Source organism: Streptomyces sp. NPDC046860 (assembly GCF_040645115.1).
Lineage (GTDB): Bacteria > Actinomycetota > Actinomycetes > Streptomycetales > Streptomycetaceae > Streptomyces.
The window spans coordinates 329,810-355,531 of the sequence record NZ_JBEYXQ010000003.1 but is presented as its reverse complement, the minus strand read 5'-3'; the positions used below and the strand labels follow the sequence as shown (position 1 = coordinate 355,531).

At 68.7% G+C, this 25,722-nt stretch carries 24 protein-coding genes and 4 pseudogenes; 10 read left to right on the top strand and 18 right to left on the bottom strand.

The genetic code is table 11. The features are described 5' to 3' along the window. Positions 1 to 3: 3 nt before the first annotated feature. From ABZ898_RS07295 to ABZ898_RS07275, 5 genes are all read right to left on the bottom strand, one after another. A complete protein-coding gene (locus tag ABZ898_RS07295; protein ID WP_361653741.1) occupies positions 4 to 450 on the bottom strand; it encodes a L,D-transpeptidase family protein in 447 nt (148 codons plus the stop codon). A gap of 601 nt (positions 451 to 1,051) precedes the next feature. Then, the gene (locus ABZ898_RS07290) at positions 1,052 to 3,364 is read right to left on the bottom strand and encodes an FdhF/YdeP family oxidoreductase (RefSeq protein ID WP_361653739.1); all 2,313 of its coding nucleotides are present in this window, start codon (positions 3,362 to 3,364) and stop codon (positions 1,052 to 1,054) included. A 38-nt stretch (positions 3,365 to 3,402) separates the two neighbouring features. Then, the gene (locus ABZ898_RS07285; protein ID WP_361653849.1) at positions 3,403 to 4,020 is read right to left on the bottom strand and encodes an SRPBCC family protein; all 618 of its coding nucleotides are present in this window, start codon (positions 4,018 to 4,020) and stop codon (positions 3,403 to 3,405) included. 297 nt (positions 4,021 to 4,317) lie between these two features. Then, positions 4,318 to 4,752, bottom strand: a complete 435-nt coding sequence (locus ABZ898_RS07280) for a HEAT repeat domain-containing protein (protein ID WP_361653737.1) — start codon at positions 4,750 to 4,752, stop codon at positions 4,318 to 4,320. Next, positions 4,749 to 5,531: an ankyrin repeat domain-containing protein gene (locus ABZ898_RS07275; RefSeq protein ID WP_361653735.1), complete on the bottom strand. Its 783-nt coding sequence runs from the start codon at positions 5,529 to 5,531 to the stop codon at positions 4,749 to 4,751. Before ABZ898_RS07275 ends, ABZ898_RS07280 begins: the two co-directional genes overlap by 4 nt. Positions 5,532 to 6,011: 480 nt before the next feature. Between ABZ898_RS07275 and ABZ898_RS07270 the strand changes: the two genes are divergently transcribed. Next, positions 6,012 to 7,658 (top strand): TlrC/CarA/OleB/SrmB family ABC-F type ribosomal protection protein, encoded by a 1,647-nt coding sequence (locus ABZ898_RS07270; protein ID WP_361653733.1) that lies wholly within the window; start codon positions 6,012 to 6,014, stop codon positions 7,656 to 7,658. Positions 7,659 to 8,679: 1,021 nt separating this feature from the next. Here the strand turns inward: ABZ898_RS07270 and ABZ898_RS07265 are convergent. From ABZ898_RS07265 to ABZ898_RS07250, 4 genes are all read right to left on the bottom strand, one after another. Beyond that, the gene (locus ABZ898_RS07265) at positions 8,680 to 8,892 is read right to left on the bottom strand and encodes a cold-shock protein (protein ID WP_361653731.1); all 213 of its coding nucleotides are present in this window, start codon (positions 8,890 to 8,892) and stop codon (positions 8,680 to 8,682) included. Between the two features lie 184 nt (positions 8,893 to 9,076). Further along, positions 9,077 to 9,430 (bottom strand): STAS domain-containing protein, encoded by a 354-nt coding sequence (locus tag ABZ898_RS07260; protein WP_361653729.1) that lies wholly within the window; start codon positions 9,428 to 9,430, stop codon positions 9,077 to 9,079. Positions 9,431 to 9,630: 200 nt separating this feature from the next. Next, positions 9,631 to 9,819, bottom strand: a complete 189-nt coding sequence (locus ABZ898_RS07255) for a hypothetical protein (protein WP_361653727.1) — start codon at positions 9,817 to 9,819, stop codon at positions 9,631 to 9,633. A gap of 14 nt (positions 9,820 to 9,833) precedes the next feature. Then, positions 9,834 to 10,418 carry a helix-turn-helix domain-containing protein gene (locus ABZ898_RS07250; RefSeq protein ID WP_361653725.1) on the bottom strand — a complete coding sequence of 195 codons (585 nt, stop codon included), beginning with the start codon at positions 10,416 to 10,418 and terminating at the stop codon, positions 9,834 to 9,836. Positions 10,419 to 10,677: 259 nt separating this feature from the next. Between ABZ898_RS07250 and ABZ898_RS07245 the strand changes: the two genes are divergently transcribed. Then, the gene (locus tag ABZ898_RS07245; RefSeq protein ID WP_361653723.1) at positions 10,678 to 11,133 is read left to right on the top strand and encodes an ATP-binding protein; all 456 of its coding nucleotides are present in this window, start codon (positions 10,678 to 10,680) and stop codon (positions 11,131 to 11,133) included. A gap of 76 nt (positions 11,134 to 11,209) precedes the next feature. Here ABZ898_RS07245 and ABZ898_RS07240 read toward each other — a convergent pair whose 3' ends face one another. Then, on the bottom strand, positions 11,210 to 11,389 hold the full coding sequence (locus tag ABZ898_RS07240; protein ID WP_361653721.1) for a hypothetical protein: 180 nt from the start codon (positions 11,387 to 11,389) through the stop codon (positions 11,210 to 11,212). A gap of 706 nt (positions 11,390 to 12,095) precedes the next feature. On the opposite strand from ABZ898_RS07240, the gene ABZ898_RS07235 reads away from it, so the two are divergent. Then, positions 12,096 to 12,887 carry a SigB/SigF/SigG family RNA polymerase sigma factor gene (locus ABZ898_RS07235; RefSeq protein WP_361653719.1) on the top strand — a complete coding sequence of 264 codons (792 nt, stop codon included), beginning with the start codon at positions 12,096 to 12,098 and terminating at the stop codon, positions 12,885 to 12,887. Positions 12,888 to 12,959: 72 nt separating this feature from the next. Here the strand turns inward: ABZ898_RS07235 and ABZ898_RS07230 are convergent, their stop codons facing one another. After that, positions 12,960 to 13,286, bottom strand: coding sequence for a plasmid stabilization protein (locus tag ABZ898_RS07230; RefSeq protein ID WP_361653717.1), 327 nt, complete (start codon positions 13,284 to 13,286; stop codon positions 12,960 to 12,962). Positions 13,287 to 13,588: 302 nt separating this feature from the next. On the opposite strand from ABZ898_RS07230, the gene ABZ898_RS07225 reads away from it, so the two are divergent. The 4 genes from ABZ898_RS07225 (at position 13,589) to ABZ898_RS07210 (ending at position 17,971) form a co-directional block, all read left to right on the top strand. Further along, the gene (locus ABZ898_RS07225) at positions 13,589 to 13,909 is read left to right on the top strand and encodes a CBS domain-containing protein (protein WP_361653715.1); all 321 of its coding nucleotides are present in this window, start codon (positions 13,589 to 13,591) and stop codon (positions 13,907 to 13,909) included. Between the two features lie 154 nt (positions 13,910 to 14,063). Next, positions 14,064 to 14,936 (top strand): SDR family oxidoreductase, encoded by an 873-nt coding sequence (locus tag ABZ898_RS07220; protein ID WP_361653713.1) that lies wholly within the window; start codon positions 14,064 to 14,066, stop codon positions 14,934 to 14,936. Positions 14,937 to 15,110: 174 nt separating this feature from the next. Then, complete coding sequence (locus ABZ898_RS07215) at positions 15,111 to 16,583, top strand: ornithine decarboxylase (protein ID WP_361653711.1); 1,473 nt, start codon at positions 15,111 to 15,113, stop codon at positions 16,581 to 16,583. 170 nt (positions 16,584 to 16,753) lie between these two features. Further along, a complete protein-coding gene (locus tag ABZ898_RS07210; protein ID WP_361653709.1) occupies positions 16,754 to 17,971 on the top strand; it encodes a SpoIIE family protein phosphatase in 1,218 nt (405 codons plus the stop codon). 271 nt (positions 17,972 to 18,242) lie between these two features. Here ABZ898_RS07210 and ABZ898_RS07205 read toward each other — a convergent pair whose 3' ends face one another. The 3 genes from ABZ898_RS07205 to ABZ898_RS07195 all read right to left on the bottom strand — a co-directional run bounded on the left by ABZ898_RS07205 (position 18,243) and on the right by ABZ898_RS07195 (position 21,295). Continuing rightward, positions 18,243 to 19,355 (bottom strand): aromatic acid exporter family protein, encoded by a 1,113-nt coding sequence (locus ABZ898_RS07205; protein ID WP_361653707.1) that lies wholly within the window; start codon positions 19,353 to 19,355, stop codon positions 18,243 to 18,245. Between the two features lie 244 nt (positions 19,356 to 19,599). Beyond that, the gene (locus tag ABZ898_RS07200; protein ID WP_361653705.1) at positions 19,600 to 20,799 is read right to left on the bottom strand and encodes a zinc-dependent alcohol dehydrogenase; all 1,200 of its coding nucleotides are present in this window, start codon (positions 20,797 to 20,799) and stop codon (positions 19,600 to 19,602) included. A 253-nt stretch (positions 20,800 to 21,052) separates the two neighbouring features. Continuing rightward, positions 21,053 to 21,295 carry a DUF5959 family protein gene (locus ABZ898_RS07195; RefSeq protein ID WP_361653703.1) on the bottom strand — a complete coding sequence of 81 codons (243 nt, stop codon included), beginning with the start codon at positions 21,293 to 21,295 and terminating at the stop codon, positions 21,053 to 21,055. A 98-nt stretch (positions 21,296 to 21,393) separates the two neighbouring features. On the opposite strand from ABZ898_RS07195, the gene ABZ898_RS07190 reads away from it, so the two are divergent. After that, a complete protein-coding gene (locus ABZ898_RS07190) occupies positions 21,394 to 21,564 on the top strand; it encodes a helix-turn-helix domain-containing protein (protein ID WP_361653701.1) in 171 nt (56 codons plus the stop codon). Positions 21,565 to 21,614: 50 nt separating this feature from the next. Here ABZ898_RS07190 and ABZ898_RS07185 read toward each other — a convergent pair. After that, positions 21,615 to 22,085, bottom strand: a pseudogene (locus ABZ898_RS07185) (tyrosine-type recombinase/integrase); the annotation flags it as partial. 779 nt (positions 22,086 to 22,864) lie between these two features. Between ABZ898_RS07185 and ABZ898_RS07180 the strand changes: the two are divergent. Further along, positions 22,865 to 23,028, top strand: a pseudogene (locus ABZ898_RS07180) (pirin family protein); the annotation flags it as partial. Positions 23,029 to 23,084: 56 nt separating this feature from the next. Further along, positions 23,085 to 23,267 (top strand): annotated as a pseudogene (locus ABZ898_RS07175) (glycosyltransferase family 2 protein); the annotation flags it as partial. A 54-nt stretch (positions 23,268 to 23,321) separates the two neighbouring features. Here ABZ898_RS07175 and ABZ898_RS07170 read toward each other — a convergent pair. The 3 genes and pseudogenes from ABZ898_RS07170 to ABZ898_RS07160 form a co-directional block, all read right to left on the bottom strand. Continuing rightward, positions 23,322 to 23,669 (bottom strand): annotated as a pseudogene (locus ABZ898_RS07170) (hypothetical protein); the annotation flags it as partial. Positions 23,670 to 23,743: 74 nt separating this feature from the next. Beyond that, on the bottom strand, positions 23,744 to 24,595 hold the full coding sequence (locus ABZ898_RS07165) for an aldo/keto reductase (protein ID WP_361653699.1): 852 nt from the start codon (positions 24,593 to 24,595) through the stop codon (positions 23,744 to 23,746). 49 nt (positions 24,596 to 24,644) lie between these two features. Beyond that, complete coding sequence (locus ABZ898_RS07160) at positions 24,645 to 25,670, bottom strand: alcohol dehydrogenase catalytic domain-containing protein (RefSeq protein WP_361653697.1); 1,026 nt, start codon at positions 25,668 to 25,670, stop codon at positions 24,645 to 24,647. Between the last annotated feature and the right edge of the window lie 52 nt (positions 25,671 to 25,722).

Here is a 25,722-nt window from a genome sequence, read left to right as displayed (position 1 = left end):
GGGTCAGGAGACCACGCGCAGGTGGGTGGGCCATCCGTAGTGGTCGAGCTGCCTGAAGAGGTTCCTGATCGCGGGAGGGCTCAGCTTCACGCAGCCGTTGGAGGCGTAGTCGCGGTTTCCGTCCCACCGCTGCGACTCCAGACCGTTACGGCCGGCCTGGGTGCCGTCGCGCTTCATCTCGGAATGGATGAACATCTCCTTGCGCTTGGTGGTCCCCTTGGAGCAGGGCATGTCCTGCAGCCAGACCGCGTACCCCTTGATCTTCTCGCCGTTGTACTGCCTGGTCTTGAGCTTGATGCGCCAGTTGCCGTCCGGCATCCATCCCCGGTTACGCACACAGTCGTTGGTGCTGCCCGTGCCGGACCCGGCCCGGTAGGTGTACAGCGCTTTGCCGTTCTTGTAGATGACCAGCTTCGAGTTCATCGGGGCGCTCTTGTTCTTGTCGAACACGAGGGTGATGGCGGATGAGGAGCCGGCCGCATCCGGCCCGCCCGGCGCCCCACCGGCGGACGCCGGCGACGACGCCAGCGCTCCCGTCACCGCAACGGCCGTCACGGCCAGGGCCGCACCCCTTCGAAGTCCACGCATAGTTCTCCGCCTCCACGTCTTCTTCGGCGCCCTGCCTTCCCAGGCACCGCATCTGACTAAAGGGTCTTTAGAAACCGATGCTGTTTCAAAGAGTTGCGAGGCTTGTCACCCGGCCGGGCGGAGCACGCTGAGCTGAGCGCCCCTGGAACATCACGTGCGCTCGCTCGGGCGCCCCCAGCAGCAGGCCAAGGCGTTGACTCGAGCAGTCACCTCTCGCCGGGGGAAGCGGCGCGGTCGAGCAGCTGAGCGTGGATGCCTGAAGCCTTGCGCGCAGGAGGGGTGTGACGCGCCCCTTCTCGGCGGTCGGTGTGGCGCAGCGTCCGCCGGAGCTGATCAGCGGTGGTCCGGTGGAAAATCCCGAGTGCGCGCAGCACTTCCTTGCGTGGTGCTCCGGTCGGCCTTACAGCTCATAGGCCCCGCCGCTGCCAGCGGGGCCCATGGGGTGTGGCTTCATCGGTTTCGGTCAGGCGGGTGCCGGCCGGGATCGGTCGCCCGTGGGTTCGAGGCGGACGACGATGCCCTTGGACGTGGGCTGGTTGCTGACGTCGGCGACGCTGTCGAGGGGCACCAGGACGTTCGTCTCCGGGTAGTAGGCGGCGGCCGAGCCCTTGGCCGCCGGGTAGGACACGACCTGGAAGTTCTCGGCCCGGCGCTCGGTGCCGTCCTCCCAGACGCTCACCAGGTCCACGCGATCGCCCTGGGTGAGGCCGAGTTCGGAGAGGTCGGCGGGGTTGACGAGGATCACGTGGCGGCTGCCGTGGATGCCGCGGTAGCGGTCGTTGTTGCTGTACGGGACGGTGTTCCACTGGTCGTGAGAGCGCAGGGTCTGCAGCAGCAGGTGCCCCTCGGGGGCGCGGGGGACCACCGGCTCGTTGCAGGTGAACCGGGCCTTGCCGGTCTCGGTCCTGAATACGCCTTCGTTGACCGGGTTGGGGAGCTGGAAGCCTCCCGGGCGGGTCACCCGGGCGTTGAAGTCGTGGAAGCCCGGCACGATCCGGGAGATGCTGTCGCGGATGATGTTGTAGTCGCCCTCGAACTTGGCCCAGGGGATGTCGCTTGCGCCGCCGAGGCTGAGCCGGGCGAGGCGGCACAGGATGGCGACCTCGCTCAGCAGCATGTGCGAGGCGGGTTCGAGTCGTCCCTGGGAGGTGTGCACCTCGCTCATGGAGTTCTCGACGGTGACGAACTGCTCGCCGTCGGCCTGGACGTCGCGCTCGGTGCGTCCCAGCGTCGGCAGGATCAGAGCGGTGTCGCCGCAGACGGTATGTGAGCGGTTGAGCTTGGTGGAGATGTGGGCGGTCAGCCGACAGGAACGCATTGCCCTCTCGGTGACCTCGCTGTCGGGCGCGGCGCGCACGAAGTTCCCGGCCAGGGCGAGGAAGACCTTGACGCGGCCCTCCAGCATCGCCTTGATCGAGTTCACCGAGTCCAGGCCGTGCGGGCGCGGCGGGTCGAAGCCGAACTCTTTGTGGAGGGCGTCCAGGAAGGAGTCCGGCATCTGCTCCCAGATGCCCATGGTGCGGTCGCCCTGGACGTTGCTGTGGCCGCGGACCGGGCAGGCGCCCGTGCCGGCGCGCCCCAGATTGCCGCGCAGCATCAGGAAGTTGACGATCTCCTGGATGGTGGGGACGCCGTGCTTGTGCTGGGTGATGCCCATCGCCCAGCACACGATGACGCGGTCGCTGCGCAGGACCTCGTCGTGGACCTTCTCGATCTCCTCGCGGGTCAGGCCTGTCGCCGCGCGCACGTCGTCCCAGTCGGGGGTGCGGGCGTGCCGGGCGAATTCCTGGAAACCGGAGGTGTGGGCGTTGATGAAGTCGTGGTCCAGGACGGTGCCGGGATGTGTGTCCTCCGCGTCCAGCAGGAGTCGGTTCAGTGCCTGGAACAGGGCGAGGTCTCCGCCTGGCTTGATGTGCAGGAAGCGGTCGGCGATCTGGGTGCCCCGCCCCACGACTCCGCGCGGCTTCTGCGGGTTTTTGAAGCGTCGCAGCCCCGCCTCGGGCAGCGGGTTGACCGCGACGATGCGGGCGCCGTTGCGTTTGGCCTCTTCCAGGGCCGAAAGCTGGCGCGGGTGGTTGCTGCCCGGGTTCTGCCCCACCAGGAAGATCAGGTCCGCGTGGTGGAGGTCGTCGAGACTCACGGTGCCCTTGCCGACGCCCAGCGTCTGGTTCAGGGCGAAGCCGCTGGACTCGTGGCACATGTTGCTGCAGTCGGGCAGGTTGTTGGTGCCGTAGGCGCGGGCGAAGAGCTGGAAGACGAAGGCGGCTTCGTTGCTGGCCCGGCCGGAGGTGTAGAAGACCGCCTCGTCGGGCGAGTCCAGTCCCTTGAGTTCCTGTGCAAGGACGCCCAGGGCGTCGTTCCAGCCGATGGGCTCGTAGTGGTCTGCCCCGGGCCGTTTGATCATCGGTTCGGTGAGGCGGCCCTGCTGGTTGAGCCACATGTCGGAGCGGGCGGCGAGATCGGACACGCTGTGCTCGCGGAAGAAGTCGGCGGTGATCCGGCGCGTGGTGGCGTCGTCGTTGATGTGTTTGGCGCCGTTCTCGCAGTACTCATTGCGGTGGCGCCGGCCCGGTGCGGGGTCCGCCCATGCGCAGCCGGGGCAGTCGATCCCGCCCACCTGGTTCATGGTGAGCAGGTCGATGCCGGTCTTGCGCGGGGAGGTCTGCTCCAGGGAATATTCCAGCGCGTGCACGACGGCGGGAACCCCGGCCGCCCACTTCTTCGGCGGTGTCACGGAGAGGGTGGTCTGCGGCTCCTCACCGGGCGGGTTTGGCATCGCTGGTGGCCTTTCTCTTGCCGTGTGCGGGACGCGGGTCAGCCGACGGGCCACTGGGCGACGTGGCTCCTGGGCGGTTCCGGGGAGTCGTGCTGGACCCGGCCGTTGCGGATGGTGCCGCGCCAGGCTCCGCCCTCCTGACCGACTCCTTCGATGAAGTGCTTGAAGCTCACCAGTTCTGCGCGCACGAGTCGCGCGGTCAGCCCCACGATCCTCGTGGAGCGGGTGAGGACCTTCGCGGCGCCCTGCGGTTGGAGGAGCATCCGGACGGTGATCGCGGTGCCGCCGGACTGGGTCGGCCTGAACTCGACTTCGCCCTGGTGCGTGGAGTGCTGCTCCAGGCCACGCCAGGCCAGGTAGGCGTCAGGGTCCTGTTCCACGATCTCGACCGTGAAGCGGTGACGCAGGAGGCCGTAACCGATGGTCCACGCGGTGACGGTGGGTCTGATCTGCTCGACGTGGCGCACCACGGCCGAGAATCGCGGGAACGTCTTGAACTGTGTCCACTGGTTGTAGGCCGTGCGGACGGACACCGCGACCTCGACTGTCTCCTCGACATGCCGCTCGCGCAGACGGCGGTGTGTGACGCCGTCGCCGTCGGAACGGATGCCCGTGGTGTTCGGCACGACCTGCCCGCCGTCGTCTTCGTGCGCCATCATGGTCCTTCTTCCGGTGAGGAAGCCGGGCGCCAGGGGGACCCGGCCCTCCCCTCATGGGCAGGGCATCTCTTCCGCTTCCCCGATCCCGGGTTTCGAGTCATCCGACCGCGCAGACGTCCCGCCTGCCCCGAGCGCGGGGAGCGACTCCCAGCCTCGGCGAGTTGTGACTGAGCGCTTCAGTTGGCGGATGAGTACTTGAGTTGGCGGGTGAGCTTTCCGGTTAGTGCTGTGGAGGCGGACGTTGGTCCCCGTTCCACGGAAGGGTGCTCGCCCGACGACCGCTGCTCCAGGGCATCAGCCGTGACGGTGTCGAGACACGTCGTAGAGCAGCCAGTAGTAGGGGGACCCCTCGTCGATGGAACGGAGGCTGTCCAGCATCTCGTCGCCTCGTGGATCGTCCCGCAGCGCGAGCCGTACGGCTGCCTCCACACGCACGTCCTCGTCTGGATCGGTGAGGCAGGTGACGAGTGAGTCTGCGGCGCCCTGGTGGTGTGCGGGTGCGGAGGCGAGGGCTCGGCAGGCCTGCCTGCGTACCATCGGGTCCTTGTCCGTTGTGCGCTCCACGGCTGCGGAGAGGGCCTCGTGATTGCCTCTTCCGATCGGGCGGTGCAACCCGGAGAGCGCCGTTTGCCGGACCTTGCTGTCGATGTGACGGGTGAGCTCAGTGAGCGGCTCGACGCGGCGCGGGTCCTGAGCATCGGCCAGGCCGGCGGTGAGGGGCCGGGTCACGCGGGGTCCGGCTCGCTCGCTACCCAGGGAAGGAAGAGGTCGACGAGAGGTCCGTCGAAGGGCGCGTCGTCGCTCTCGTCAGAGAAGTTGGTCAGACGGAGGATCTCCGCGCCGAAGTAGCGCTCCAGCGGGTCGGGCCGGTCGCGCAGGGCAGCGGCCGCGTCCCAGGCGGAGGAGCCGCGCTCCGCGAGTGTCGCGGTGGTCTCCCACCAGATCGCGTGGTCAATGTCGGGTTCGGCCAGCGCGCGGGAGAGAAGTTCGTCGAAGGACGTCGCGATGCCGTACGACTTCTCCAAATTGGTGAGTATCGCCGCGTGCCCGGTTCTGACGGTCAGGCTGCCCAGTGACAGTTGCTCGCAGTTCCCGGAATCGGATGAGACGGTTCTACGGTCGACTGGCCCCTGCCGGCCGCTTCTGCGACGCAGCTCGGCTATAAGGTCCCTCTCGTGCCAGTACTGGGCCAGTGCCAGGGCATTGTGCCCTTCGGCGTCTGTGATCCACATGTGGGCGCCACGGTTGATGAGCAGGTTCGTGATGTCGTAGGAACCTAGCTCGATCGCGCGAAGCAGCGGGGTACGTCCGAGGCCGTCCGGACGGTCCGGACGCGCACATGCCCCGAGGAGGGTCTCCGCCACCGGGAGATCGAAGGCATCCACAGCCAGGCACAGGACAGGGGTGCCGTGCTCGTCGGCAGCGTCGGGGTCGGCGCCTGCCCGCAACAACGTGTCCACCACCCCTGCGTCCCCGCTCCGTACCGCAGCTATGAGTGGTTCCACCATCGTGCCCCCGTACCCGCTCGGCTGGCCCGCCGTACAAGTAGGACAGGCCCGAGGAAGCCTAGCCGCCCTGAAATGGCACGGCGCAGCCGCGCTTCTGAAGACCGGCATCGCCGAGGGCCGCCCTCCCCGTGAGGGGGGCGAAGAGGAGGCCCGGGTACCGGCCCCTGCCGTGCGCCACCAGGATCGCGGTAAGGGGGCTGGCGCCCTGTCGATGCGGGTGAGCCAACGGTCGCGCGTAGCCTCGTCAGAAAAGCGCTTGTAGGCGCAGGGGGGCGCGCTTAATATGCCGTGCATGGGTTCTCTGTGATAGTCCCCGTGCGACCGCGTTGAGTTCACTCCGCCGTCGCGCGTTCTCACCCGCGCTTCCTCACCTCCTGTGTCAGCCCCCGTGTGTTCGGGCGTGCCGCACAGTGGCTGTGGTGTGCGCGGAGGCGACCATCCACCCGCGCCGGCCGGTTCGGCCGAGAACAGGGGACACCCTTGCTTACCGCACAACTCTCTCTGCAGAACGTCACCCGCCGCTACAGCGACCGCGTCGTGCTGGAAAATGTGTCCTTCAGCGTCAAGCCGGGCGAGAGGATCGGCGTCATCGGTGACAACGGGGCGGGGAAGTCCACCCTGCTGCGGCTGATCGCCGGGCTGGACCAGCCCGACAACGGGGAACTGAACGTGATCGCGCCGGGGGGCGTGGGCTATCTCGCGCAGTCGCTCGCCTTGCCTGCCGACGCCAGCGTCCAGGACCTGGTGGAGGTGTCGCTCGCCGATCTGCGTGATCTCGAAGCGCGGATGCGTCGGGCTGAGGCGGGACTTGCCGGCTTGGCGGGGGCGGAGCTCATCGCCGCTCTGGACGACTACGCGCAGCTGGTCGCCCGGTACGAGGCCCGGTCGGGCTATGAGGCCGACGCCCGGGTGGATGTCGCCCTGCACGGCCTTGGCCTGCGGGGCCTGGCCCGGGACCGGGCGCTGGGCACGCTGTCGGGCGGTGAGCGCTCCCGGCTGGCGTTGGCCGCGACGCTGGCGTCCCAGCCGGAGCTGCTGCTTCTGGACGAGCCGACCAATGATCTGGACGACCAGGCGGTGGCGTGGCTGGAGGCACACCTGCGGGCGCATCGCGGCACGGTGCTCGCGGTCACCCATGACCGGGTCTTCCTGGAACGGGTCACCACCACGATCCTGGAGGTCGGTGAAGGCAAGGTGAGGTGCCACGGCGACGGCTACGCCGGATACCTTGCCGCAAAGGCCGCCGAGCGGCGGCGTCGTCTGCGGGAGTACACCGACTGGTGCGCGGAGCTGGCACGCAACCGGAAGCTGGCCGGCACGAACTCGGCCCGGTTGGGGGCGATCCCCCGCCGGCTGCCGTTCGCCAAGTTCGGCCACGGCGCGTTCCGCTCCCGCGACCGTGGTCACGGGGCGATGGGGCGCGTCCGCAACGCGAAGGAGCGTGTCGAGCGGCTGACGGCCCGTCCGGTCGCACCGCCCCCGGAGCCGCTGGTGTTCGCCGCCCCTCTGGCCACCGCCCAGAGCAAGGCGCCGGGGCTCGCGGCGGAGCTGGCCGGCCTCCGTGTCGGGGACCGGCTGCACGTGCCGTCCCTACGGATCGGCAGTGGGGAGAGGCTGTTGGTCACCGGCCCGAACGGAGCCGGCAAGACGACACTGATGCGGGTGCTGGCAGGAGAGCTGCAGCCCAGTGACGGAACGGTGCACACACGGGGCCGCGTCGGGCACCTCAGGCAGCAGGAGACACCGTGGCCGCCCGGCCTGACAGTCCCGCAGGCCTTCGCCCACGGCCGGGAAGGCGACCTGGACGAGCACACCGGCGACCTGCTGTCCCTCGGTCTGTTCAGCCCCTCAGACCTGGGCCTGAAGGTGGGCGAGCTGTCCTACGGACAGCGGCGCCGGATCGAACTGGCCCGCCTGGTCAGCGAACCCGTCGACCTGCTGCTGCTCGACGAACCCACCAACCACCTCTCGCCGGCCCTGGTCGAAGAACTGGAAGGAGCACTGGCCGGCTACCGCGGCGCGGTCGTCATCGTCACCCACGACCGCCGCCTGCGTCACCGGTTCACCGGCAACCACATCGAACTCGACGCCGGACACCTCACACCGCTACAGGAGACAGCGAGCTGAGTCCCCCAGCCCCTCCGGGCGGGCGCAGTCCACCACAAAACGATGTCGGCCGCGAGCCTCACCGCCACGATGCCGGGGCCCGGTCACGGTTCCCATGATCCGCTCAACGGCCCCGCCCTCCGCCGCTGGCAACGAGGTGGTGATCAGCGGCCCCGGTCGTCAGGCACGACGGCGGGTGGCGCGCGCACTACCGGTGCCTGGCCACACCTGCATCGACGCCATGCGCGCCCGCTTCCCGCGCCCGTGCCCCTGAGCCGTGGGTGGCCTTCTGCGGATCGGTGATGGAACGCTGGTTCTGTTCCTGGTGCTACGCCCGGACAAAGTTTCGGATACGACCCGCGCGAGGTCTCGCGGCCGCAGCACGGCTACATACCGTGGGAGCGAGCGGAATCCCTACATCTGCCCAAGAGCTCGTAACACACGCCATGCTGGAGTCATGTCGGGATGAAGCTCGGCCACCAGGGTGGAACGTTGCCAGGGCAAAACGGGGCGGGGTAGGAGTCCGGCATCCCAAGCCACGTGACAAGGAACCACGTGAACCACAGGGTGAAGATGAGCCCTGCCATCAGGGACATCCTGCGATGACGTCTTCCGAGGGTGCTGTGCAGGATCACCCACGGAACCGCGGTGGCGATCCATATGAGAGGCGCAAGCAACAGCAGGGCCATGCTGTTGGCTCCCGCGCTGCTGCCGATGTCACAAGCAGCCCATGCCCTCCCGATCGCAGCAATGGTCACCACAGCGGTCAGTCCGCCGAAGAGGACACCAAAGCCAATTCCGCTGAACCAGCGGCTCGCAGGACTCGACGGCTCTGCTCCCACGATCATCTCCCCCGCCTCGCCCTGGAAGCGGAGAGTACCAACGCTCTGAAGCAGCCCGCTGGGGCCCTGGCCTGCCCTGATATCGGTCAGCCGTTCATGGGCTTTTGAAGCCGCCTCCAGCAGCGGAAATGCGGAATGGCAACTCCCGCCCCGCCTCCCGGTTCCAGTTGGCCGCCGTTTTAGGTCGTTTCCCTCAGATGCTATCCGGCGGCGTGGACCTTGTCGGCCTGCATGCCCTTCTGGCCCTGGACGGCTTCGAAGGTCACCCGCTGCCCTTCCTTGAGGGTCTTGAAGCCGTTACCTTCGATCGCCCTGAAGTGCACGAAGAGATCGGGGCCGGACTGCGGGGTGATGAAGCCGTAGCCCTTCTCCTCGTTGAACCACTTCACCGTGCCGTTCTGCCGTTCCGCCACGTCATCTCTCCCAGATCCTTGGTAGCACTGGTTCCGATCATGGCACCGGGGCAGGGCATCGCTGGTGAGCCTGGTGCGGCGAGTCCAGGCCGGTCGGCGTCAGGCGGCGGGAACTACAGAACTGCCGCGAAGCCCGCCCGCACTGGGGTCGGCCGTCCTCGTGCTACGTGCGGCCCGCCGTGGTTCACGCGGCGTGGGGGCGTTCCCCGGAAAGGAGCGGCGCCGCGCCGGTCAGGGTGAGCAGGCGGTGGACGACCGGCTGCAGCGTGGGGCGCAGGGTCAGGTGCGCTCCCGCGCGGGCTGCCTGGCAGCGGGCGCGGAGCAGGGTGTTGAGGGCGTGGCAGTCGCAGAAGGTGACGTGGCTGAAGTCGATGTCGACGACTCTGGCAGGGGCTGCGAGTGCGCTCTGGAGTGCTTGATCCAGGGGTGCAGAGGTGGGGTAGCAGGCTTCGCCCTCGACGTTCACCACGGTCCGGGCCGCTTGCGGGCTGACCGTTGCGATCAGGGGCTGCTGGCGGATGGGTTCGTCGCTGCTCATACAGGCAGGCTTTCCAGCGAGCCTGGTCGCGTCAAGTCCAGCTCCTAGAAGCAGGCGACAGTACTCGTCCGCGGTGCGGGCGTCTCGGCTTCCTCAGCTGTCGACGGTCATGTAATTTCCCACCCCAGGTGGGTTCGGCGTCAGCCAATTCCCCATCCTCGAGGTCATGTTTCCCCATGGGGACGGCGGTCGCGTCGGCACTAAGGAATGGCGGCTGCCGGCTTGGGAGTGGCAGCCAGCCGCAGGCCGACTTCTACGAGGGCCCAGCCGAGACGGGTACGGAAGTCCCGGGGGCGCCGGGCCGCTGCGGCGAGACGGTACGCGTCGGCTTCGGCACGGAGTTCGGCGGCGCGGACATGGTGCAGGGCAAGGTGGATCTCGGGACGCATCTGGCTGTGGCCTTTCATTCCGTGGTGAGGGGGAACGCGTGCGTGTGGATGCGTACCTGGGCGGTGTTGGCGTCGTCCTCGCCGGAGGCCCGGTCACGGTAGGTGTCGACGAGCGCGTGCATCTTCTCGACGAGTTCCTGGGTCAGTTCGGGCGTCAGCCGCAGTGTCGCGCTGCTCATGTCCCAGGTGCGGTTCCATTCCTCTGGCCATGTCTGGCGGTTGCCGAGCCAGGTCCACAGGTCCCGGGTCTGGGTGGTGGCGACCTCGTGCAGATACATGTCGGCGGCCCCGCGCACGTCTGGGCTGGTGTCCGTGAGCAGTGCGTCGTCGAAGCGCAGGCCCTTGTGGACCGCCTTCCACCACCGCTCCCGGCCCTTGCCGCGCTCGGGGGCGTCCTCGATGAAGCCGTGAACGGCGAGCTGCCGCAGGTGGTAGCTGGTTGCACCGCTTGACTCGCCCAGTTTTTCGGCGAGTTGGGACGCGGTGGCCGGGCCGTCGAAGCGCAGGGCGTCCAGCAGTTGCATGCGCAGTGGGTGTGCGAGCCCGCGCAGGGATCGGGCATCGAGATTGTGGACGTGCGAGTCCTGGGGCTCGTTCATGCCTACAAAGATAGCGATGCAAAGGAGTACTTGCAATGCAATCTTTGCATTGCATTCTTTGGAATGGCTCCGCGCTGTACTGCGGAGCCACAGTCGCCAGACTTTCAGCATATGGGGCAGTTTGACAGATATGCGATCTCTATTCTGAATCCTCCTGATTGGCCATGGGTACGGCGGAGTTCGGGATCGAGGGACCTGGTCATCGCGGAGCTGCGGATGACCTCGCCCGGTGGGTCCCGAACGCCGATGGGCAGCCCGGATGGCAAGGAGAACGTTCGTCGTTGGTCGACATCACCGAGATCTACGTCCACTGGTACGCGGGCCAGGCGCCCACGTCCGCTTCGCCAAGACCAGCCGGATCCTCGCCGAACTCGCCGGTGGTCACGGGGACCGCACCTGGGAGAAACGGGTCCGTGAACTGGTACGACCCGACGTGCTCACCCTCGACGACTTCGCCATGCGCCAGCTATCCGCGGCCCAGGCCGACGAACTCTACGAACTCGTCAGCGAGCGGCAGGAGCGGTCCCTGATCATCACGAGCAACCGGGCGCCCAGCGACTGGTATCCCCTCTTCCCCAACCCCGTAGTCGCCGAGTCCCTCCTCGACCGGCTCATCAACACCAGCCACCAGATCATCATGAACGGCCCCAGCTACCGTCCGGACAAGCGCCCCAAGAACCTCACCGACAAGCCCGCCAAGCCGTCAGCCAAGTAGGCGCCATCGGCACCCGGGGCTGGGGAATTACGTGAACTCAGCCCCGGGGAAACACGTGAACGTCCACATCAGCAGGTCAGCCGGGGCGCAGGCTGGCGAGGGCCCCTTGCACGGTGGCCTGGGCGTCGAACGATGCCCGGGTGCCGGTCATGTCCAAGCGGCGCCCCAGCGAGGGCGGCAGTGGACCGGCCAGGAGGACGGGCTGCTGGCGGCGCAGATGTATCAATTCGCTGAAGAGGAACTCGTCGACCGACACCAGGCCACTGACATCGACGATGACGCTCTGGTCAGGATCGGCCGTTCAACCCCACCCCGTCTACAGGTCCGGGACGTGCTGCGCATTGGTCCTCTTCAGCACGCAGGGTGATCACCGGGGCCGGCGGGACGCCTCTCGGGGCATACGTCACCCGAAGCAGGGTTTTCGAGGGGTCCGGGTGCGCCTGGGCTGTCACGAGTCACAGCATGGCAGCCGCGCAGGCCTTTGTGCTGGCTGACGATGCGAGGACGCGGGCGGCAGTCGGGCGGTCTACTGTTCCTGTTCCGTCCCGCTGGGGCGGAACAGGAACAGGCGCGCGCCGGACAATTCCCACGATAGCGCGCCAACCGTGGGAGCTGTGGGCGCGGGTCGGCCGCAGGGTTCAGGTGTGCCGCACGTCTCCCGGCGAGGATCAGGGGGACTTCCAGCCGGCCCGAGCCTGGCCCCCGACACCGGCCGGGCGCGGCGTACGCCGTCGGCCTGGCGTAGGTTTCACCTCGCAGTGGGCCCGAGCGTGGGCATGGGCTGCCGAGCCTTTCTCGTCGCGATGTGTACGTGTGGGGCAGGTGGGAAGGCGGGGAGGGTGCCTGGAAAACGAAGGCACTGTTCGGGCCGACCCGGTGCGATTCACGGAATGTGCCCTGCGCACGCTTCGATCCTGCTCCGGCGTCCTCGGCCGACGTCTCTCTCGAAGGCTGTGCACACGATGCCTGTGCCCCGCAGCGCGAAGACTCGCACCTACGACGACGCCCCCGACACCGCTGGCACCTTCCGCAGGATGGCCGAGCTGCCCGACGGCCCGCGCCGGCGGGCACTGCGCAACGACGTCATCAGATCCTGGCTGCCCATGGCCGAACGTCTCGCGATGCGGTTCCGGGGCCGGGGCGAGAACCTCGAGGACCTGTATCAGATCGCGGCGCTCGGCCTGGTCAAGGCCGTGGAGCATTACGACCCGGACCGCGGGAGCAGCTTCGAGTCGTACGCGGTGCCTACCGTGACCGGTGAGATCAAACGTCACTTCCGTGACCACATGTGGTCCCTGCATGTCCCCCGGCGGGTGCAGGAACTGCGCAACCGGGTCCGCATCGCCTACCGGGACGTGGACCAGAGCGTCCCGGGGCGGGCGCCGACCGTGGCGGAGGTCGCTGCACAGGCGCGGATGAGCGAGAGGGAGGCCCGCGAGGGGATGGAGGCGCTGGACTGCTTCGCCGCGCTCTCGCTCGACGCCGAGGTGACCGGGACCGAGGGACACTCGCTGGGCGAGTCCGTCGGTGCGCACGACGGCGGGTTCGATCTGGTCGACGACCGCGCGGCGGCCTGGCCGGCGATAGCGGCACTCCCGGAGCGGGACCGCACGATCCTGTACTTGCGTTTCTTCCGCGAGATGACCCAGAGCGCCATAGCCGTCCAGCTCGGCGTCTCACAGATGCATGTGTCCCGCCTGCTCAACCAGTGCTTCGCACGCGTGCGCGAAGACATACATGCGGAGCGCGGGTAGCACAGGCTGCTTTTGCCGGGACCACGCCCGCAGGGGGCCGGCCTCGGCCTGAGCGGAGTGGAGTGGAGTGCGTTAACGGCCGAGGGCGTTCTTCAGCTGCTGCTTGGTCATCGAGGAACGGCCGTCGATGTTGCGTTTCCTGGCCTCTTCGTAGAGCTGGTCCTTGGTCGGGCCCCGGGCGCCGCTGTGCGAGCGCTGTCCACCCCGCTGGGAGGCGGACTTCGGGTCGCGGGTGGAGGTCTTGCTGCTGGTCTGGGATTCGCCCGACCTCGCCCGCTCCTTGTTGACCGTCCGCGCGGCGATCTCCTTGGCCCGCCCGGTGGACTCGCCCCGCTCCTCGGCGCTGTCCTTGATGTGTTCGTACTGCCGTTCCCTCTTGGGGCTGGATCCAGCAGGCATTGACTCCTCCGCTGCCCTTTGCCTTTGCGGCCGCTGACGCCCCGGCATCCGAGCCGCCATGGCCCCGAGCGGACTTCTGTCCGCAGGTGGGGTCACCGTCACGGGTTCCCCGGCGGTGGCAGTCGACTCGTTCATCAGGTGACGCCAGATACCGGGGCGCCATCGCCCGCGCAGTCCCATCAGGCGTAGATCCTCGACGGTGGGAGGCGACCCGCGGACACGGCACCTGTGCCCGGGACCGGCGTTGAGTTGGTCAGCCGGCGGAGGGTACCCGTCCGGGACGGAGAGAAGGGAGGACCGTCATGACACAGCACGTGCGGGACATCATGACCAGTGATCTGGTGACCGTGGAACCGCAGGCGTCGGTGGCCTCCGTCGCGAGGCTGATGCGGGATGAGGACGTCGGTGCGGTCCTGGTGACCGAGGACGGGCGACTGCGGTGTCTGGTGAGCGACCGCGACCTGGTGGTCCGCGCCTTCGCCGAGGGATCGGACCCGGACCAGACCACCGTGATGCAGGCCGCCACCGATGACCTGGTCATCATCGCCCTCGGTGACCTGGCCATGGAACGGGACGAGACCTCAGCACTCGGCGACATCAGCGCCGCCCGCCCGGACAAGTGAGCAGCAGCATCATCGTCAGCGGTCGCAGCTGACTTGTGCGTGACCGCTCTGCTGGCCAGGCGGCTCACGGCTTGTGCCCGTGAACGGCGTGGCGGCGACTGACAGTACGGCGCCCTGCGGAAGCACCGCAGGGTGATATCGGAAGGAGGTCTTCGTGACCGACAATCCCCTCCACCGGCATCCGCGCCCCGAGTTCCCCCAGCAGGGGCAGGAGCATCCGGGCTGGACCGGGCCGATGGACCCGCCGCCGGACCACGGCGAGGAATCGTACGAGGGCAGCGGGCTGCTGAACGACCGCAAGGCGGTGGTGACGGGCGGCGACTCCGGCATCGGCCGGGCCGTGGCGCTGGCGTACGCGCGCGAGGGCGCCGATGTGCTTTTCACCTACCTTCCCGAAGAGGGTGAGGACGCTGCCGAGACCAGCCGGCTGGTCGAAGAAGCCGGGCGCAAGGCGGTGGCGGTGCCCTGTGACATCCGCGATGAGGAGCAGTGCCGCCGGCTGATCGAGCGGGCGGTGGACGAGTTCGGGCGCATCGACATCCTGGTGAACAACGCCGCCTACCAGATGTCCCAGCCGGACGGCATCGAGGCGATCACGACCGAACAGTTCGACAGGGTTGTGCGCACCAACCTGTACGGCATGTTCTGGCTGAGCAAGATGGCGCTGCCACACATCCCGCCCGGGGGCTGCATCATCAACACCACGTCCGTGCAGGCGTACAAGCCGAGCCCGCACCTGCTGGACTACGCGATGACCAAGGGTGCGATCGTCACCTTCACCCAGGGACTGGCGCAGATGGTGGCCGACGACGGTATCCGCGTCAACGCGGTGGCGCCGGGCCCGGTGTGGACCCCGCTGATCCCGGCGACCATGCCGGACACCGTCGAGTTCGGCAAGCAGTCACCACTCGGCCGGCCCGCCCAGCCCGCGGAGATGGCACCCGCCTACGTCTTCCTCGCCTCGAAACACGCGAGCTTCATCACGGCGGAGATCCTCAACGCGACCGGCGGCACACCGTTGCCCTGACCTTCTCGTGCCTCGCGCGGGCCCGGACCGGCACCGCCGGGTCGGGTCCGCGCTGCACGAACCCGGCCCGTGTCTGCCCCCTCGTGGTCCGGGACGGGTACCCGGGGCCGGGCCTGACGTGCCTGCCGGTGGGTTGCGGGCATGACCTTCCGGAGATCGGGGACTGCGGAAGGCATGGCCTTCGACCATGAGGAAGCTCCCGTACTCGAGGCACTGGCCGAGTATCACGCGGCGAAGGAGGTGGGCTTCACGCCGCCCGGCCACAAGCAGGCGCGTGGGGCGGATCCGCGGGCGGTGGCTGTGCTGGGTGAGGCGGTGTTCGCCGGTGACGTGCTGGCCAGCGGCGGCCTGGACAGCAGGCTGAGCGGCGGCCGCGTCCTGGAACGGGCCGAGGCGCTGATGGCGGACGCGGTCCACGCCGAGCACACCTTCTTCTCCACCTGCGGCAGCTCGCTGTCAGTGAAGGCGGCGATGCTGGCCGTGACCCGGCCGCACCGCCGACTGCTCGTCGGCCGGGACGCCCACAAGTCGGTGATCGCCGGGCTGATCCTGTCCGGGGTGTGCCCGGTCTGGGTCGACCCGCAGTGGGACGCGGACCGGCACCTGGCCCATCCCCCGTCGCCCGCCGCCTACGAGCGGGCGTTCGCCGAGCACCCCGAGGCCGACGGAGCTCTGGTCACCAGCCCGACGCCCTACGGCTCGGCGGCCGACCTGCGCGCGATCGCCGGCATCTGCCACCGCCGCGGCAAGCCGCTCATCGTCGACGAGGCGTGGGGCGCGCATCTGCCGTTCCATGAGCGGCTGCCGACCTGGGCGATGGACGCGCGCGCCGATGTCTGTGTCACCAGCGTCCACAAGATGGGCAGCGGCCTGGAGCAGGGATCGGTGTTCCACGTCCAGGGCGACCGCATCGACCCGGCCGAGCTGGCCTCCCGCGCCGATCTCCTGGGCACCACCAGCCCGAGTGTCCTGCTGTATGCGGGCATGGACGCCTGGCGGCGGCAGATGGTGCAGCACGGACACCATCTGCTCGGCCAGGCCCTTGACCTCGCCGACCGTGTCCAGGAGGAGATCGAGAGCATCGACGGCATCCATGTAAACGACGCCGCCGATTTCCGCGGTCCCGGGCTCGCCGATGACTTCGATCCGCTGCCGACCGTGATCGACATCAGGGAGCTGGGGACGAGCGGGTACCGCGCCGGTGACTGGATGCGCGAGCACCATCATGTCGATCTGCACCTCTTCGACCACCGCCGGATCAGCGCCCAGTTCACGCACGCCGACGACGGCGAGACGGCGGACCGTCTGCTGACCGCCTTGCACGACCTGGTGCGGCAGGCGGATTCCTTGCGTGACGCACCCGGGGTCGACGTGCCCGCCCCGGACCGGCTGCGCATGGAGCAGGCCGTGCTGCCCCGCGACGCCTACTTCGACGAGCACACCGACGTGCCCGCCGAAGAGGCTGCGGGACGCATCGCCGCCGAGATGATCACGCCGTACCCACCCGGAATCCCGGTCGTGCTCCCCGGCGAGCAGCTTACCGAGCCCGTGCTGCGTTACCTCGTCACCGGCGTTCGGGCGGGCATGAACCTCCCCGACGCCGCCGACCCCGGCCTGACGACCGTGCGCGTGGTCGCAGAACAGTGAACTCGGCGGAGGACGCCGGCCTGACCCCATGCGCAGTTGGATCTGCTGTGGAACAGAGCCTATCCACTTGAAGTGTTCGATCCCGGCGCTACATCCTGTGCTGTAAATATGCAGACCGGGACAACTTTCACATTTATCTGAGAAGATCCATTTCCGGCTATTCTGAATAGATGCCCATCGATTACGCGGCGGTGTTCCAGGCCCTGCCGGGCGCGGTCGCGCTTCTCGACACCGAGCTGGTGTTCGTCGATGCCAACCTGGCCTTTCTGCGGCAGGCAGGCCGCAGCCGTGATCAAGTCGTCGGCCGGTTCCTCTTCGATGCCTTCCCTCCCAATCCCGGGGACAGAGGCGCTGCCGGCGCCAGGAATCTGGAGGCGTCCCTGCGCCGGGTCCTGGTCAAGCGCGAGGTCGACACCATGGCGCTGCAACGCTACGACGTGGAGTCCCGCGAGCAGAGAGGCCGGTGGGAGGAGCGGTACTGGAGTCCCGTCAACGCGCCGGTCTTCGCGCCGGACGGCCACATCGTCCTGCTGATCCACCGGGTGGAGGAGGTCACCGAACTCCTGCGTGTCAGCGGGCGGACGGGCGGCGAACGGCATCTGGAGGCCGAGCTGTACAGCCGGATGCGGGAACTGCACCAGGTCAATGAACGTCTCCGCAAGGCGCACGCCCGCGAGCGCGAGGTCGCCCTCGCCCTGCAGCGCGCCATGCTCCCGGTCCCGGCCGCGGTCGGCCAGCACCGTTTCGCCGTCCGCTACCGCCCCGCCGTCGGCTCCCTCAACGTCTGCGGGGACTGGTACGACCTGGTCAAGCTCGTCGGCGGGGACCGGATCGCCGTCGCTGTCGGCGACGTCGTGGGCCACGGCCTGGCGGCCGCCGGTGTGATGGGACAGCTTCGCAGCGCTCTCTCGGCCACCTCGCGGGTCGCACGGGGCCCCGCGCAGGCTCTCGAGGTCCTCGGCCGCTACGCACACTCCCTGGAGGGCGCCCAGTCCACGAGCGCGGTGACCGCGTTCATCGATTTCGACCAGCACACCATCACCTACTCCAGCGCCGGACACCCGCCGCCCGTACTCCTGCGCGGTGCCGGTGGCGCGGATCTGCTGGACCAAGCGACCGACCCGCCGCTGGACGCCGCTGTGGAGCCGAGCCCCCGCCCGGAGGCCACCGTCTCCTTTACCGGTGGCGACGCGCTCGTGCTGTACACCGACGGCCTCATCGAGCGGCGGCACCAGGACATCGACACGGGGCTGGGCCAGCTCCTGGACTCCCTCGACGGCAACCGGCACATCACCACCCCTGAGGCGCTGGCCGACGCCGTCCTGCGCGACCTGCTCCCCGCCGAGGGCATGACCGACGACACCGCCCTGGTCGTCGTATGCCTGTGACGCGGCGGTGTCGTCAGCGGGTGCGGGCCCGGCCCGCGCCGAGGAATTGCCGACGGCCCGCCGTCGGACAACGGCCGTTGGCGGACGGCGCAGGCTGACCTGCCGCAGGCATACCCTGCGGCGGTCTGTTTCTCGGACGAGCTGCGGGTCGGGTCGACGACCGCCGGCTTCGGCCCTGACGACGTAGACCTCCTGCGGCTCTGCTCAGCTGCTCCTCGGCCGCCGGACCGGCTCAGCCGTTGGGGGACGACCGGGCTTGCTGCACAGGGCCTCATCTGGCGGAGAGGACCATCTGCCGGGACAGTCGGTGGGCCTGGGCGAGCAGAGCGCCGTAGACGGCGACTCCGGCGGGGTCGTCGCCGCTGGTGCGGACCAGGTCCTGGCGCAGGGTCCGAAGGGTCTCGTGCATGTCGTGCACCGCGTCGCGCAGTCCGTCCTCGGCCGCGGGTCCGAAGCGGCTGTTGCTGTACAGGCGCAGGGCGTGAGCGGTGAGGCTGAGGTAGCGGGCGTAGTGGCGGGCGAGGCCGGGCTCCAGCCGGGTGGTCTCGTCGTCCTCGGAGGCGGTCTCCAGCACGGTGCGGGTGACTCCCGCGGTGTGTACGGCCGCGTACTCCAGGACGGTGACGGCGTCGTCGTAGCCGCGGCCGGGCTGCGGGATGGCCTTGGGGCGGTGGCGGAGGTTGATGCGCAGGCTCTCCCGGTTCCAGCCGACGGCGGCTTTCGCCTGCTCGACCAGCGGGTTCAGCCGCAGCGCGCGGTCGTGCCAGGCGTTCACCTCGTCAAAGTCCAGGCGGCCGTCGGCGAGGCCTTCGGCGACCTGCTGGAGGATGTCGTGGGTTTCGTCCGCGGCGTCCTGGAGCAGGGCGCGGGCGTCGCGCAGGTAGAGGGGCGGCCGGATCAGGGCGTTGACGGCGAGGCCGACGACCGCGCCGAACAGTGCCTCGCCGAGCCGGGCGGCGGAGGTGAGAGCGGAGACGGGTCCGGCGGTCAGGGTGAACAGGGCGCCGGTGGCGGCGTAGATGCCCTGGCTGCCGAGGCGGCGCCACTGGCCGAGCAGGAGGACCACCGGCAGGACGACGGCCATCGCGGCCTCGGTGTGCGGGAGCAGCAGTCCCACGCCGGTGGCCAGGACGGTGCCCGCCGCGATCGCCGCGAGCTGCTGGAAGCCGTGGGTGAGGGAGCGGTAGACGGTGGACTCGACCAGGACGACCGCGACCCAGGGTGCGACGAACGCTACGGGTGCTTCCAGCCACCAGCCCGCCACGGCCCAGGCGACCCATGCGGCCAGTGCCGCCTTGAGCGCCTGGACCACAAGATCGCGTTCCCGGCTCGGGGCAGCCCACGCCCGCCGCGCGGCGCCGGCCGCCGCCGAGAGGTCCGCCATCAGTCCCTGCCACGCAGCACGTATCCCTCGCACACGGGCCGGGTGCCACACGAAGCGGCCGGTCATACCCCGCGACGGCCCGGCGAGGCAGAAAACTTGGATGGTGTCACACGACCTTTTGTCCGGTGCAGGCGTCCGTGGACGGCCGGGCGCCTTGCAGGCCGTGGTTCAGGACAGGCGCAGTTGGTCGTGGGCGTTGACCGACCGGCTCCTGGTCCCAGTGCGCTCATCCCTGCCGGGCCGGTCAGCCGGTTCCTGGGTGCAGGAGGATCTTGATGGCCCCGTCCTGCTTGTGCTGGAACATGTCGTAGGCGTGCGGGGCGTCGGTGAGCGGCAGGTGGTGGGTGGCGAACTCCTCGACTCCGAGGGGGTCTTCGTCGGTGAGGTAGGGCAGGATGTCGTCGCTCCAGCGGTGGACGTTGGCCTGGCCCATGCGCAGTTGGATCTGTTTGTCGAACAGGGTGAGCATGGGGAGTGGGTCGGCCATGCCGCCGTAGACGCCGCTGAGTGAGATGGTGCCACCGCGTCGGACCATGTCGATGGCCATGTGCAGTGCGCCGAGCCGGTCGACGCTGAAGCGTTCGGCGAGCGGGGCGCTGATTCTGCCCGGCAGTACCGCGGCGGCTGTCTGGGCGAGCCGGGCCACAGCGCTGCCGTGCGCCTCCGTGCCCACCGCGTCGATCACGGCGTCCGCGCCGCGGCCACCGGTGGCGTCGCGGACGGCTTCCACGAGGGCCTTCTCGTCGTCGAAGGACGTGATGTCCAGCGTCTGCACGCCTCGGGCCGCGGCCCTCGCCAGCCGCTCGGGCACCAGGTCGATGCCGATCACCCGCTCCACGCCGCGGGAGAGGGCGATACGGCAGGCCATCTCCCCTATCGGGCCGAGCCCGAGCACGACGAGCGTCCCGCCGGGCGGCACCTCCGCGTAGGCCACGGCCTGCCAGGCGGTGGGCAGGACGTCGGACAGGTACACGAACCGGTCGTCGGGAGGCCCCTCGGGGACCTTGATCGGCCCGTACTGCGCCTGCGGGACGCGCAGGTACTCGGCCTGGCCGCCCGGCACGGCGCCGTAGAGGCGGGTGTAGCCGAAGAGCGCGGCACCCATGCCCTCGCTCGTCACCTGCGTGGTCTCGCACTGCGTGGGCAGCCCGTCCTGGCACATGAGGCACCGCCCGCAGGCGATCTGGAATGGAACCACGACCCGGTCTCCGGGACGGAGGTCGCCCGCCTCCGGGCCGACTTCCTCGACGATGCCCATCGGTTCGTGGCCGAGGATGTCGCCCGCCGTCATGAAGGGGGTGAGCACTTCGTACAGGTGCAGGTCGGAGCCGCACAGACCGGTGGAGGTGACGCGGATGACGGCGTCAGTGGGCTCCTCGATCCTCGGGTCGGGCACATCCTCCACCCGCACGTCCCGCCTGCCCTGCCAGGTCACTGCCTTCATGAGGTCTCTCCCTCGTCCGGATGGAGACGCACCCCGGTGCCGCGGCGCTGTGCCCGGGTACCCGTGGAGAACGGCGACGACACGGACTCCACCGCAGCGCGTAGCCGATCCGGCCGGCCTGAGAGATGCCCGGCCCCGACCGCGGACGGGTCACGTCCCTGTGCGGACTGTTGGCTGCGGGGCGGGGCCCTCAACTCAGAGCCTCCCACCCTCAGCTCTGCCCGAAGGGCCACGCGGCGCGGACCTGGGCGAGTCACGCACGCCGGGCATCGACCCAGTCGGTGGACAGGCGCACCAGTACGCAGACCGAGGTGAGGGACACCGGGGTGTCCTTCACCGTCACTTCGATCGCGTTCAGGACCTCGCCGCGGGAGATGTACGGTCCCTGCAGCGTGATCCGGATCTCCGGGTTTCGGCCGTCGTTCATCCAGCGAACTGACCGTCCCTGGGCGGGCAGTTCGAGCGCGGGTGCCCAGTCGTCCAGGTCCTCGGGCACTAGGCACACCTGACCGGGTGAGGAAGGTTCCTTCGGGCCTATACCAGACCAGCCATACCGACTCTCCTTCTTGAGGACCGTCAGTGCCAGCAACATTCATGAACGCCCAGCAGACCGCCGAGTATCTGAACATGTCGATCACATGGGTTTACCGAGACGCACGGAAACTCGGGCTTGTTCCGTACAAGTTCGGGCAGGGCCGCAGCGCGAAACTGCAGTTCAAGATCACAGATGTTCAGGCTTGGGCCCAGCAGCAAAAGCTGGGCTGAGAAATTCCCCAGCGGGCCCGGCCCTCGGAGGTGCCAGGCCCGCCTGAGTATCAGGCCGCGAGTGCCATGTCGAGCACCTGAGCCGCCTTGCCGATCGATCCCGGCATGAGGTGCCGGTAGATCTTGAACGTGATGTCGAGGCGTTTGTGGCCCATCCATTCGGCAACGTCCGTGATCGGGATGCCGTTGCTTAGGCAGTTCGATGCGAAGAAGTGACGGTTGCCATACAGAACCATCCCCTCCGGGACGTCGACAGCGCCCGCCGCCCGGATGCGCTTCCACTGGTTGTCCATCGCCCAATGCGGATACGGCTTATTGGGGTCAGTAGGCTGACGCAGGAGATAACCATCGAAAGTCCCGTGCTTCTCCGCGTACCACTCGATCGTCTCCCTGATCCGAGCGGGCAGGGGCACATCGCGGTACTCCCCCGCCTTCCGGTGCTTGAGCGGTCCATAGCTCTTGGTCGACAAGATGACCTGTTCACTGACCCGGTAGACGTCGTCGGCCACGAGGTTGTTCAAGTTCACCGCGGCCGCCTCCCCGTTGCGCAGGCCGCAGCCGCTCATCAGGTCGACCATCAGCATGAAGGCGTCGTCCCCGGCCACGCGTATCGCGCGGAGTTGATCAAGGGACGGGATGACGGCCCGCGCCGGGTCGTACTGCGGTGGCTTCACCCCGAGCAAGGGGTTGTCGGCGTAGATCCCCAGCCGACGGGCGTCCAAGAGGATCGCGCGGAGCTTGTCGAAGGCGTTGGCCTGGGTCGCGAGCCCAGTCTTCAAGCGCTCCATGGTGCGGATGAAGTGGTCCACCACCTTGTGGTCGAACGAGTTCATCCGCCGACTGCCGAGGGCCGGGTTGAGGTGGTGCTCCAGGAGCGAGTCCAGATGGCGCACCGAGGCGACGGCCAGGTGCCGCTGGCCGGCCTTCCACTCCTCGGCGTACTCCTCGAAGCGCATCGTCCCGTACTTCTGGATGCGCTCCGCCTTCGACTGGGACCGAAAGGTGGCCTTCTTCTCCTTGTAGATGTCCGTCAAACGCGTGATCGCATCGTCCTGGGTAGCGAACCCCGCCTCCTCAGTCTGCTTTCCCGCCGCGTTGCGGTACCGGATCTTGTACTCGTGCGGGCACTTCGACCAACGAGACTGAGGGTGCTCGCAGTCCTTGAAGCAGGTGCCCATACCGCGGGCGAGTTTCCGTACGGCCATGCTGTGCTGACTCCTCGGCGTCCGATGCTGACCTTTTGCTGACGCCCGAGGGTCCGCGATACCCCTGACCTGGGATAAACCGCCGATCACGTGGTATGTGGTGGAACTTCGTCGGGCGTACGCAGGAGGAGATCGAGGGGGCTCGGGAGGAGTGGATGAGGGGGGCGCGGTTCGGGGAGGTGAAGGGGTCGACGGGGACCGGCTCCTTGCGCCCGCGCTGCCGCCTGTGTCGCTGAAGCCTCGGGGGCGGGTGCGCTGAGCTGGAACTTCACCGGCCGCAGCGCACAATTGTCTGCTCGGACTGATGCTGACCCATACATCCAGCCCCCCATCACCGACGCGGAGTCCGGCGTCACGGTCCGACGCTGGGTACCCCACCTCCGAGCCGGCGACCCAGCGCGACCGGGCACCGTCACGCTCAGGGCCGAAGGAGTCGTCCTCATCCGCCGGGCCGCTTATGAGCAAGCCGGCGGCTGGACCGGTCACTTCTTCCTCTATGGGAGCGACGGTCTTGCCGGCGAAGTCGAGGCGCTCCGTGAACGTCGTCATGATCATGGGTGCCCGGACGTTCCAGATGGGGCTGCCCAGCAGCACGGTGTCGTAGGCGTCGAGGCTGGGAGGGTCGCCCTTGATGGCGGGGCGGGCGTCGGCGTTCTGTTCGCGGACGTTGCGTTCGACGGTCACGTCGTAGCTGTCGGGGTAGGGGTCGGCGGGCTCGATCCGGTAGACGTCGCAGTCGAGGAGATCGCTGATTCTGTAAGCCAGGACCTCGGTGTTACCGACCTTGAGTGTGGTGCGATCGCCGTAGTGGTAGTTCTCGCCGGCGCGCCAGAAGTACGCCAGCAGCGCTGCGCGCAGGATCCTGCGGCGCCGGGCCGTCGGGCGGTTGTGCTGTGTCACGGTGGTCCTTCGCACGGGAGGCGGCCGGGGGGCGAGCGGCGCCGGGGTGTCACTCGCCCCTGTGCGGGTGTGGGTCAGGCGTCCAGGCGGCGCTTGGAGAGCCAGGTGACCATCTCGGGGTCGTGGTGGTCGAAGAACAGCGTCGATCCGGTGTCCAGGGCGGCGATCCGCTCCATGTCGTCGCCGGTGAGCTCGAAGTCGAAGACGTCGAGGTTCTGTGCCATCCGGTCGGGGCTGACCGACTTGGGGATGGTGACGATGTCGCGGTGGATGAGCCAGCGCAGCACGACCTGGGCGACGGACCTGCCGTGCGTGGTGCCGATCTCGCTGAGGACGGGGTGGGTGAACAGGTCGTTCTTGCCTTCCGCGAAGCCGCCCCAGGCTTGGTGCTGGACGCCGTGCTCGCGCATGAGGTCGTGGTCGGTGGTGCGCTGGAAGAAGGGGTGGGTCTCGATCTGGTTGACCTGCGGGGTGATCTCGTTGTTGAAGATCAGGTCCAGGAGCCGGTCGGGGTAGAAGTTGGCGACGCCGATGGCCCGGGTCAGGCCCTCACGGTGGGCGTCTTCCATGGCACGCCACTGGCCGTAGACGTCGCCGAAGGGCTGGTGCATCAGGTACAGGTCGACGTGGTCCAGGCCCAGCCTGGTCAGTGATGCGTCCAGAGCGCGGCGGGTGTTGTCCTGAGCGGGGGCGTCCTGGACCCACAGCTTGGTGGTGACGAAGAGGTCCTTGCGGGGGATGCCGCTGTTCTTGATGGCGTGGCCTACGGCTTCTTCGTTGCCGTAGGCGGCGGCGGTGTCCAGGAGTCGGTAGCCGGCGGCGAGTGCGTCGGTGACGGCGCGCTCGGTGTCGTCGGCGGGGATCTGGTAGACGCCGAAGCCGAGGATCGGCATCTCGACGCCGTTGTTGAGGGTCACGGTCTGCATGAGGGGGATTCCTTCGCTGCGTGGGGCTGTTGCTGGGATGAAGGCCGGCTCAGGGGCAGATGAGGGCCTTGAGGACCTGGCGGTCGGCCATGGCCCGGTACGCCTGCGGCGTCTGGTCGAGGGTGTAGGTCTGGTCGAAGACGCGGCCGGGGGCGATGGTGCCGTCCAGGACGTCGGGCAGGAGCTGCTCGATGTAGGCGCGGGCGGGGCTGGCACCGCCGGTCAGGGTGATGTTGCGCATGAACTCGGCCGGGCCGATCGGACCCTGTTCGTACTGGGGGACGCCGAGGCGGCTGATGGTGCCGCCGTCCCGCACCGCGCCGAGCGCGGTGTCGAGGGCCGGCCGGGTGCCGACGGCCTCGATGACCTTGTCCACGTGCCCGGTCAGCTCGCGGATGCGGGCGATACCTTCCTCGCCGCGTTCGGCGACCACGTCGGTGGCACCGAAGTGCCGCCCGAGATCCGTACGTGCTTCATGGCGGCCCGCGAGGACGATCTGCTCGGCGCCCAGACGCCGGGCGGCGATCACCGCGCACAGGCCGACCGCGCCGTCCCCCACCACCAGCACCGTGTCGCCGCGCCCGACACCTGCGGTGACCGCGCCGTGGTGGCCGGTGGTCATCACGTCCGACAGCGCCAGCAGCGACGGGATCAGGACCGAGTCGGCCACCGGCAGCTTCACCAGGGTGCCGTCGGCGTGCGGGACGCGGACGGCCTCACCCTGCCCGCCGTCCACCCCGTCGAAGCCGTACCGGCCGCCGTCGCGGCACGAGATGTGCAGGCCCCGCGCACAGTAGTCGCAGGTGCTGTCGCTGTAGGTGAACGGCGCGACGACCAGATCCCCCGCGCGCAGACCGGTGACGTCCGCGCCGGGCTCCTCTACGACACCGAGGAACTCATGGCCCATCGGCCGCCCGGAGTCCGTGACGGGCATCGACCCGTAGGGCCACAGGTCGCTGCCGCACACGCAGGCGGCGACCACGCGGACGACGGCGTCGGTGGACCGGACGATCTTCGGGTCGGGCCGGTCCTCGACACGGACGTCTCCGGCTCCGTACATCACGGCGGCACGCATGACAGGTACTACTCCAAACGGGTGGTGCGGCTGGTGAGCGCCGATCGGCGTC

Excerpts from the sequence above, each read along its gene's own strand:
- ABZ898_RS07290 (WP_361653739.1), bottom strand. The coding sequence starts at position 3,364 with ATGCCAAACCCGCCCGGTGAGGAGCCGCAGACCACCCTCTCCGTGACA.
- ABZ898_RS07200 (WP_361653705.1), bottom strand. The coding sequence starts at position 20,799 with ATGAAGGCAGTGACCTGGCAGGGCAGGCGGGACGTGCGGGTGGAGGAT.
- ABZ898_RS07260 (WP_361653729.1), bottom strand. The coding sequence starts at position 9,430 with ATGAGCAGCGACGAACCCATCCGCCAGCAGCCCCTGATCGCAACGGTC.
- ABZ898_RS07205 (WP_361653707.1), bottom strand. The coding sequence starts at position 19,355 with ATGGCGGACCTCTCGGCGGCGGCCGGCGCCGCGCGGCGGGCGTGGGCT.
- ABZ898_RS07245 (WP_361653723.1), top strand. The coding sequence starts at position 10,678 with ATGGCAAGGAGAACGTTCGTCGTTGGTCGACATCACCGAGATCTACGT.
- ABZ898_RS07165 (WP_361653699.1), bottom strand. The coding sequence starts at position 24,595 with ATGCAGACCGTGACCCTCAACAACGGCGTCGAGATGCCGATCCTCGGC.
- ABZ898_RS07160 (WP_361653697.1), bottom strand. The coding sequence starts at position 25,670 with ATGCGTGCCGCCGTGATGTACGGAGCCGGAGACGTCCGTGTCGAGGAC.
- ABZ898_RS07285 (WP_361653849.1), bottom strand. The coding sequence starts at position 4,020 with ATGGCGCACGAAGACGACGGCGGGCAGGTCGTGCCGAACACCACGGGC.
- ABZ898_RS07215 (WP_361653711.1), top strand. The coding sequence starts at position 15,111 with ATGGCCTTCGACCATGAGGAAGCTCCCGTACTCGAGGCACTGGCCGAG.
- ABZ898_RS07235 (WP_361653719.1), top strand. The coding sequence starts at position 12,096 with ATGCCTGTGCCCCGCAGCGCGAAGACTCGCACCTACGACGACGCCCCC.
- ABZ898_RS07225 (WP_361653715.1), top strand. The coding sequence starts at position 13,589 with ATGACACAGCACGTGCGGGACATCATGACCAGTGATCTGGTGACCGTG.
- ABZ898_RS07230 (WP_361653717.1), bottom strand. The coding sequence starts at position 13,286 with ATGCCTGCTGGATCCAGCCCCAAGAGGGAACGGCAGTACGAACACATC.
- ABZ898_RS07275 (WP_361653735.1), bottom strand. The coding sequence starts at position 5,531 with ATGGTGGAACCACTCATAGCTGCGGTACGGAGCGGGGACGCAGGGGTG.
- ABZ898_RS07255 (WP_361653727.1), bottom strand. The coding sequence starts at position 9,819 with ATGCGTCCCGAGATCCACCTTGCCCTGCACCATGTCCGCGCCGCCGAA.
- ABZ898_RS07190 (WP_361653701.1), top strand. The coding sequence starts at position 21,394 with ATGAACGCCCAGCAGACCGCCGAGTATCTGAACATGTCGATCACATGG.
- ABZ898_RS07250 (WP_361653725.1), bottom strand. The coding sequence starts at position 10,418 with ATGAACGAGCCCCAGGACTCGCACGTCCACAATCTCGATGCCCGATCC.
- ABZ898_RS07210 (WP_361653709.1), top strand. The coding sequence starts at position 16,754 with ATGCCCATCGATTACGCGGCGGTGTTCCAGGCCCTGCCGGGCGCGGTC.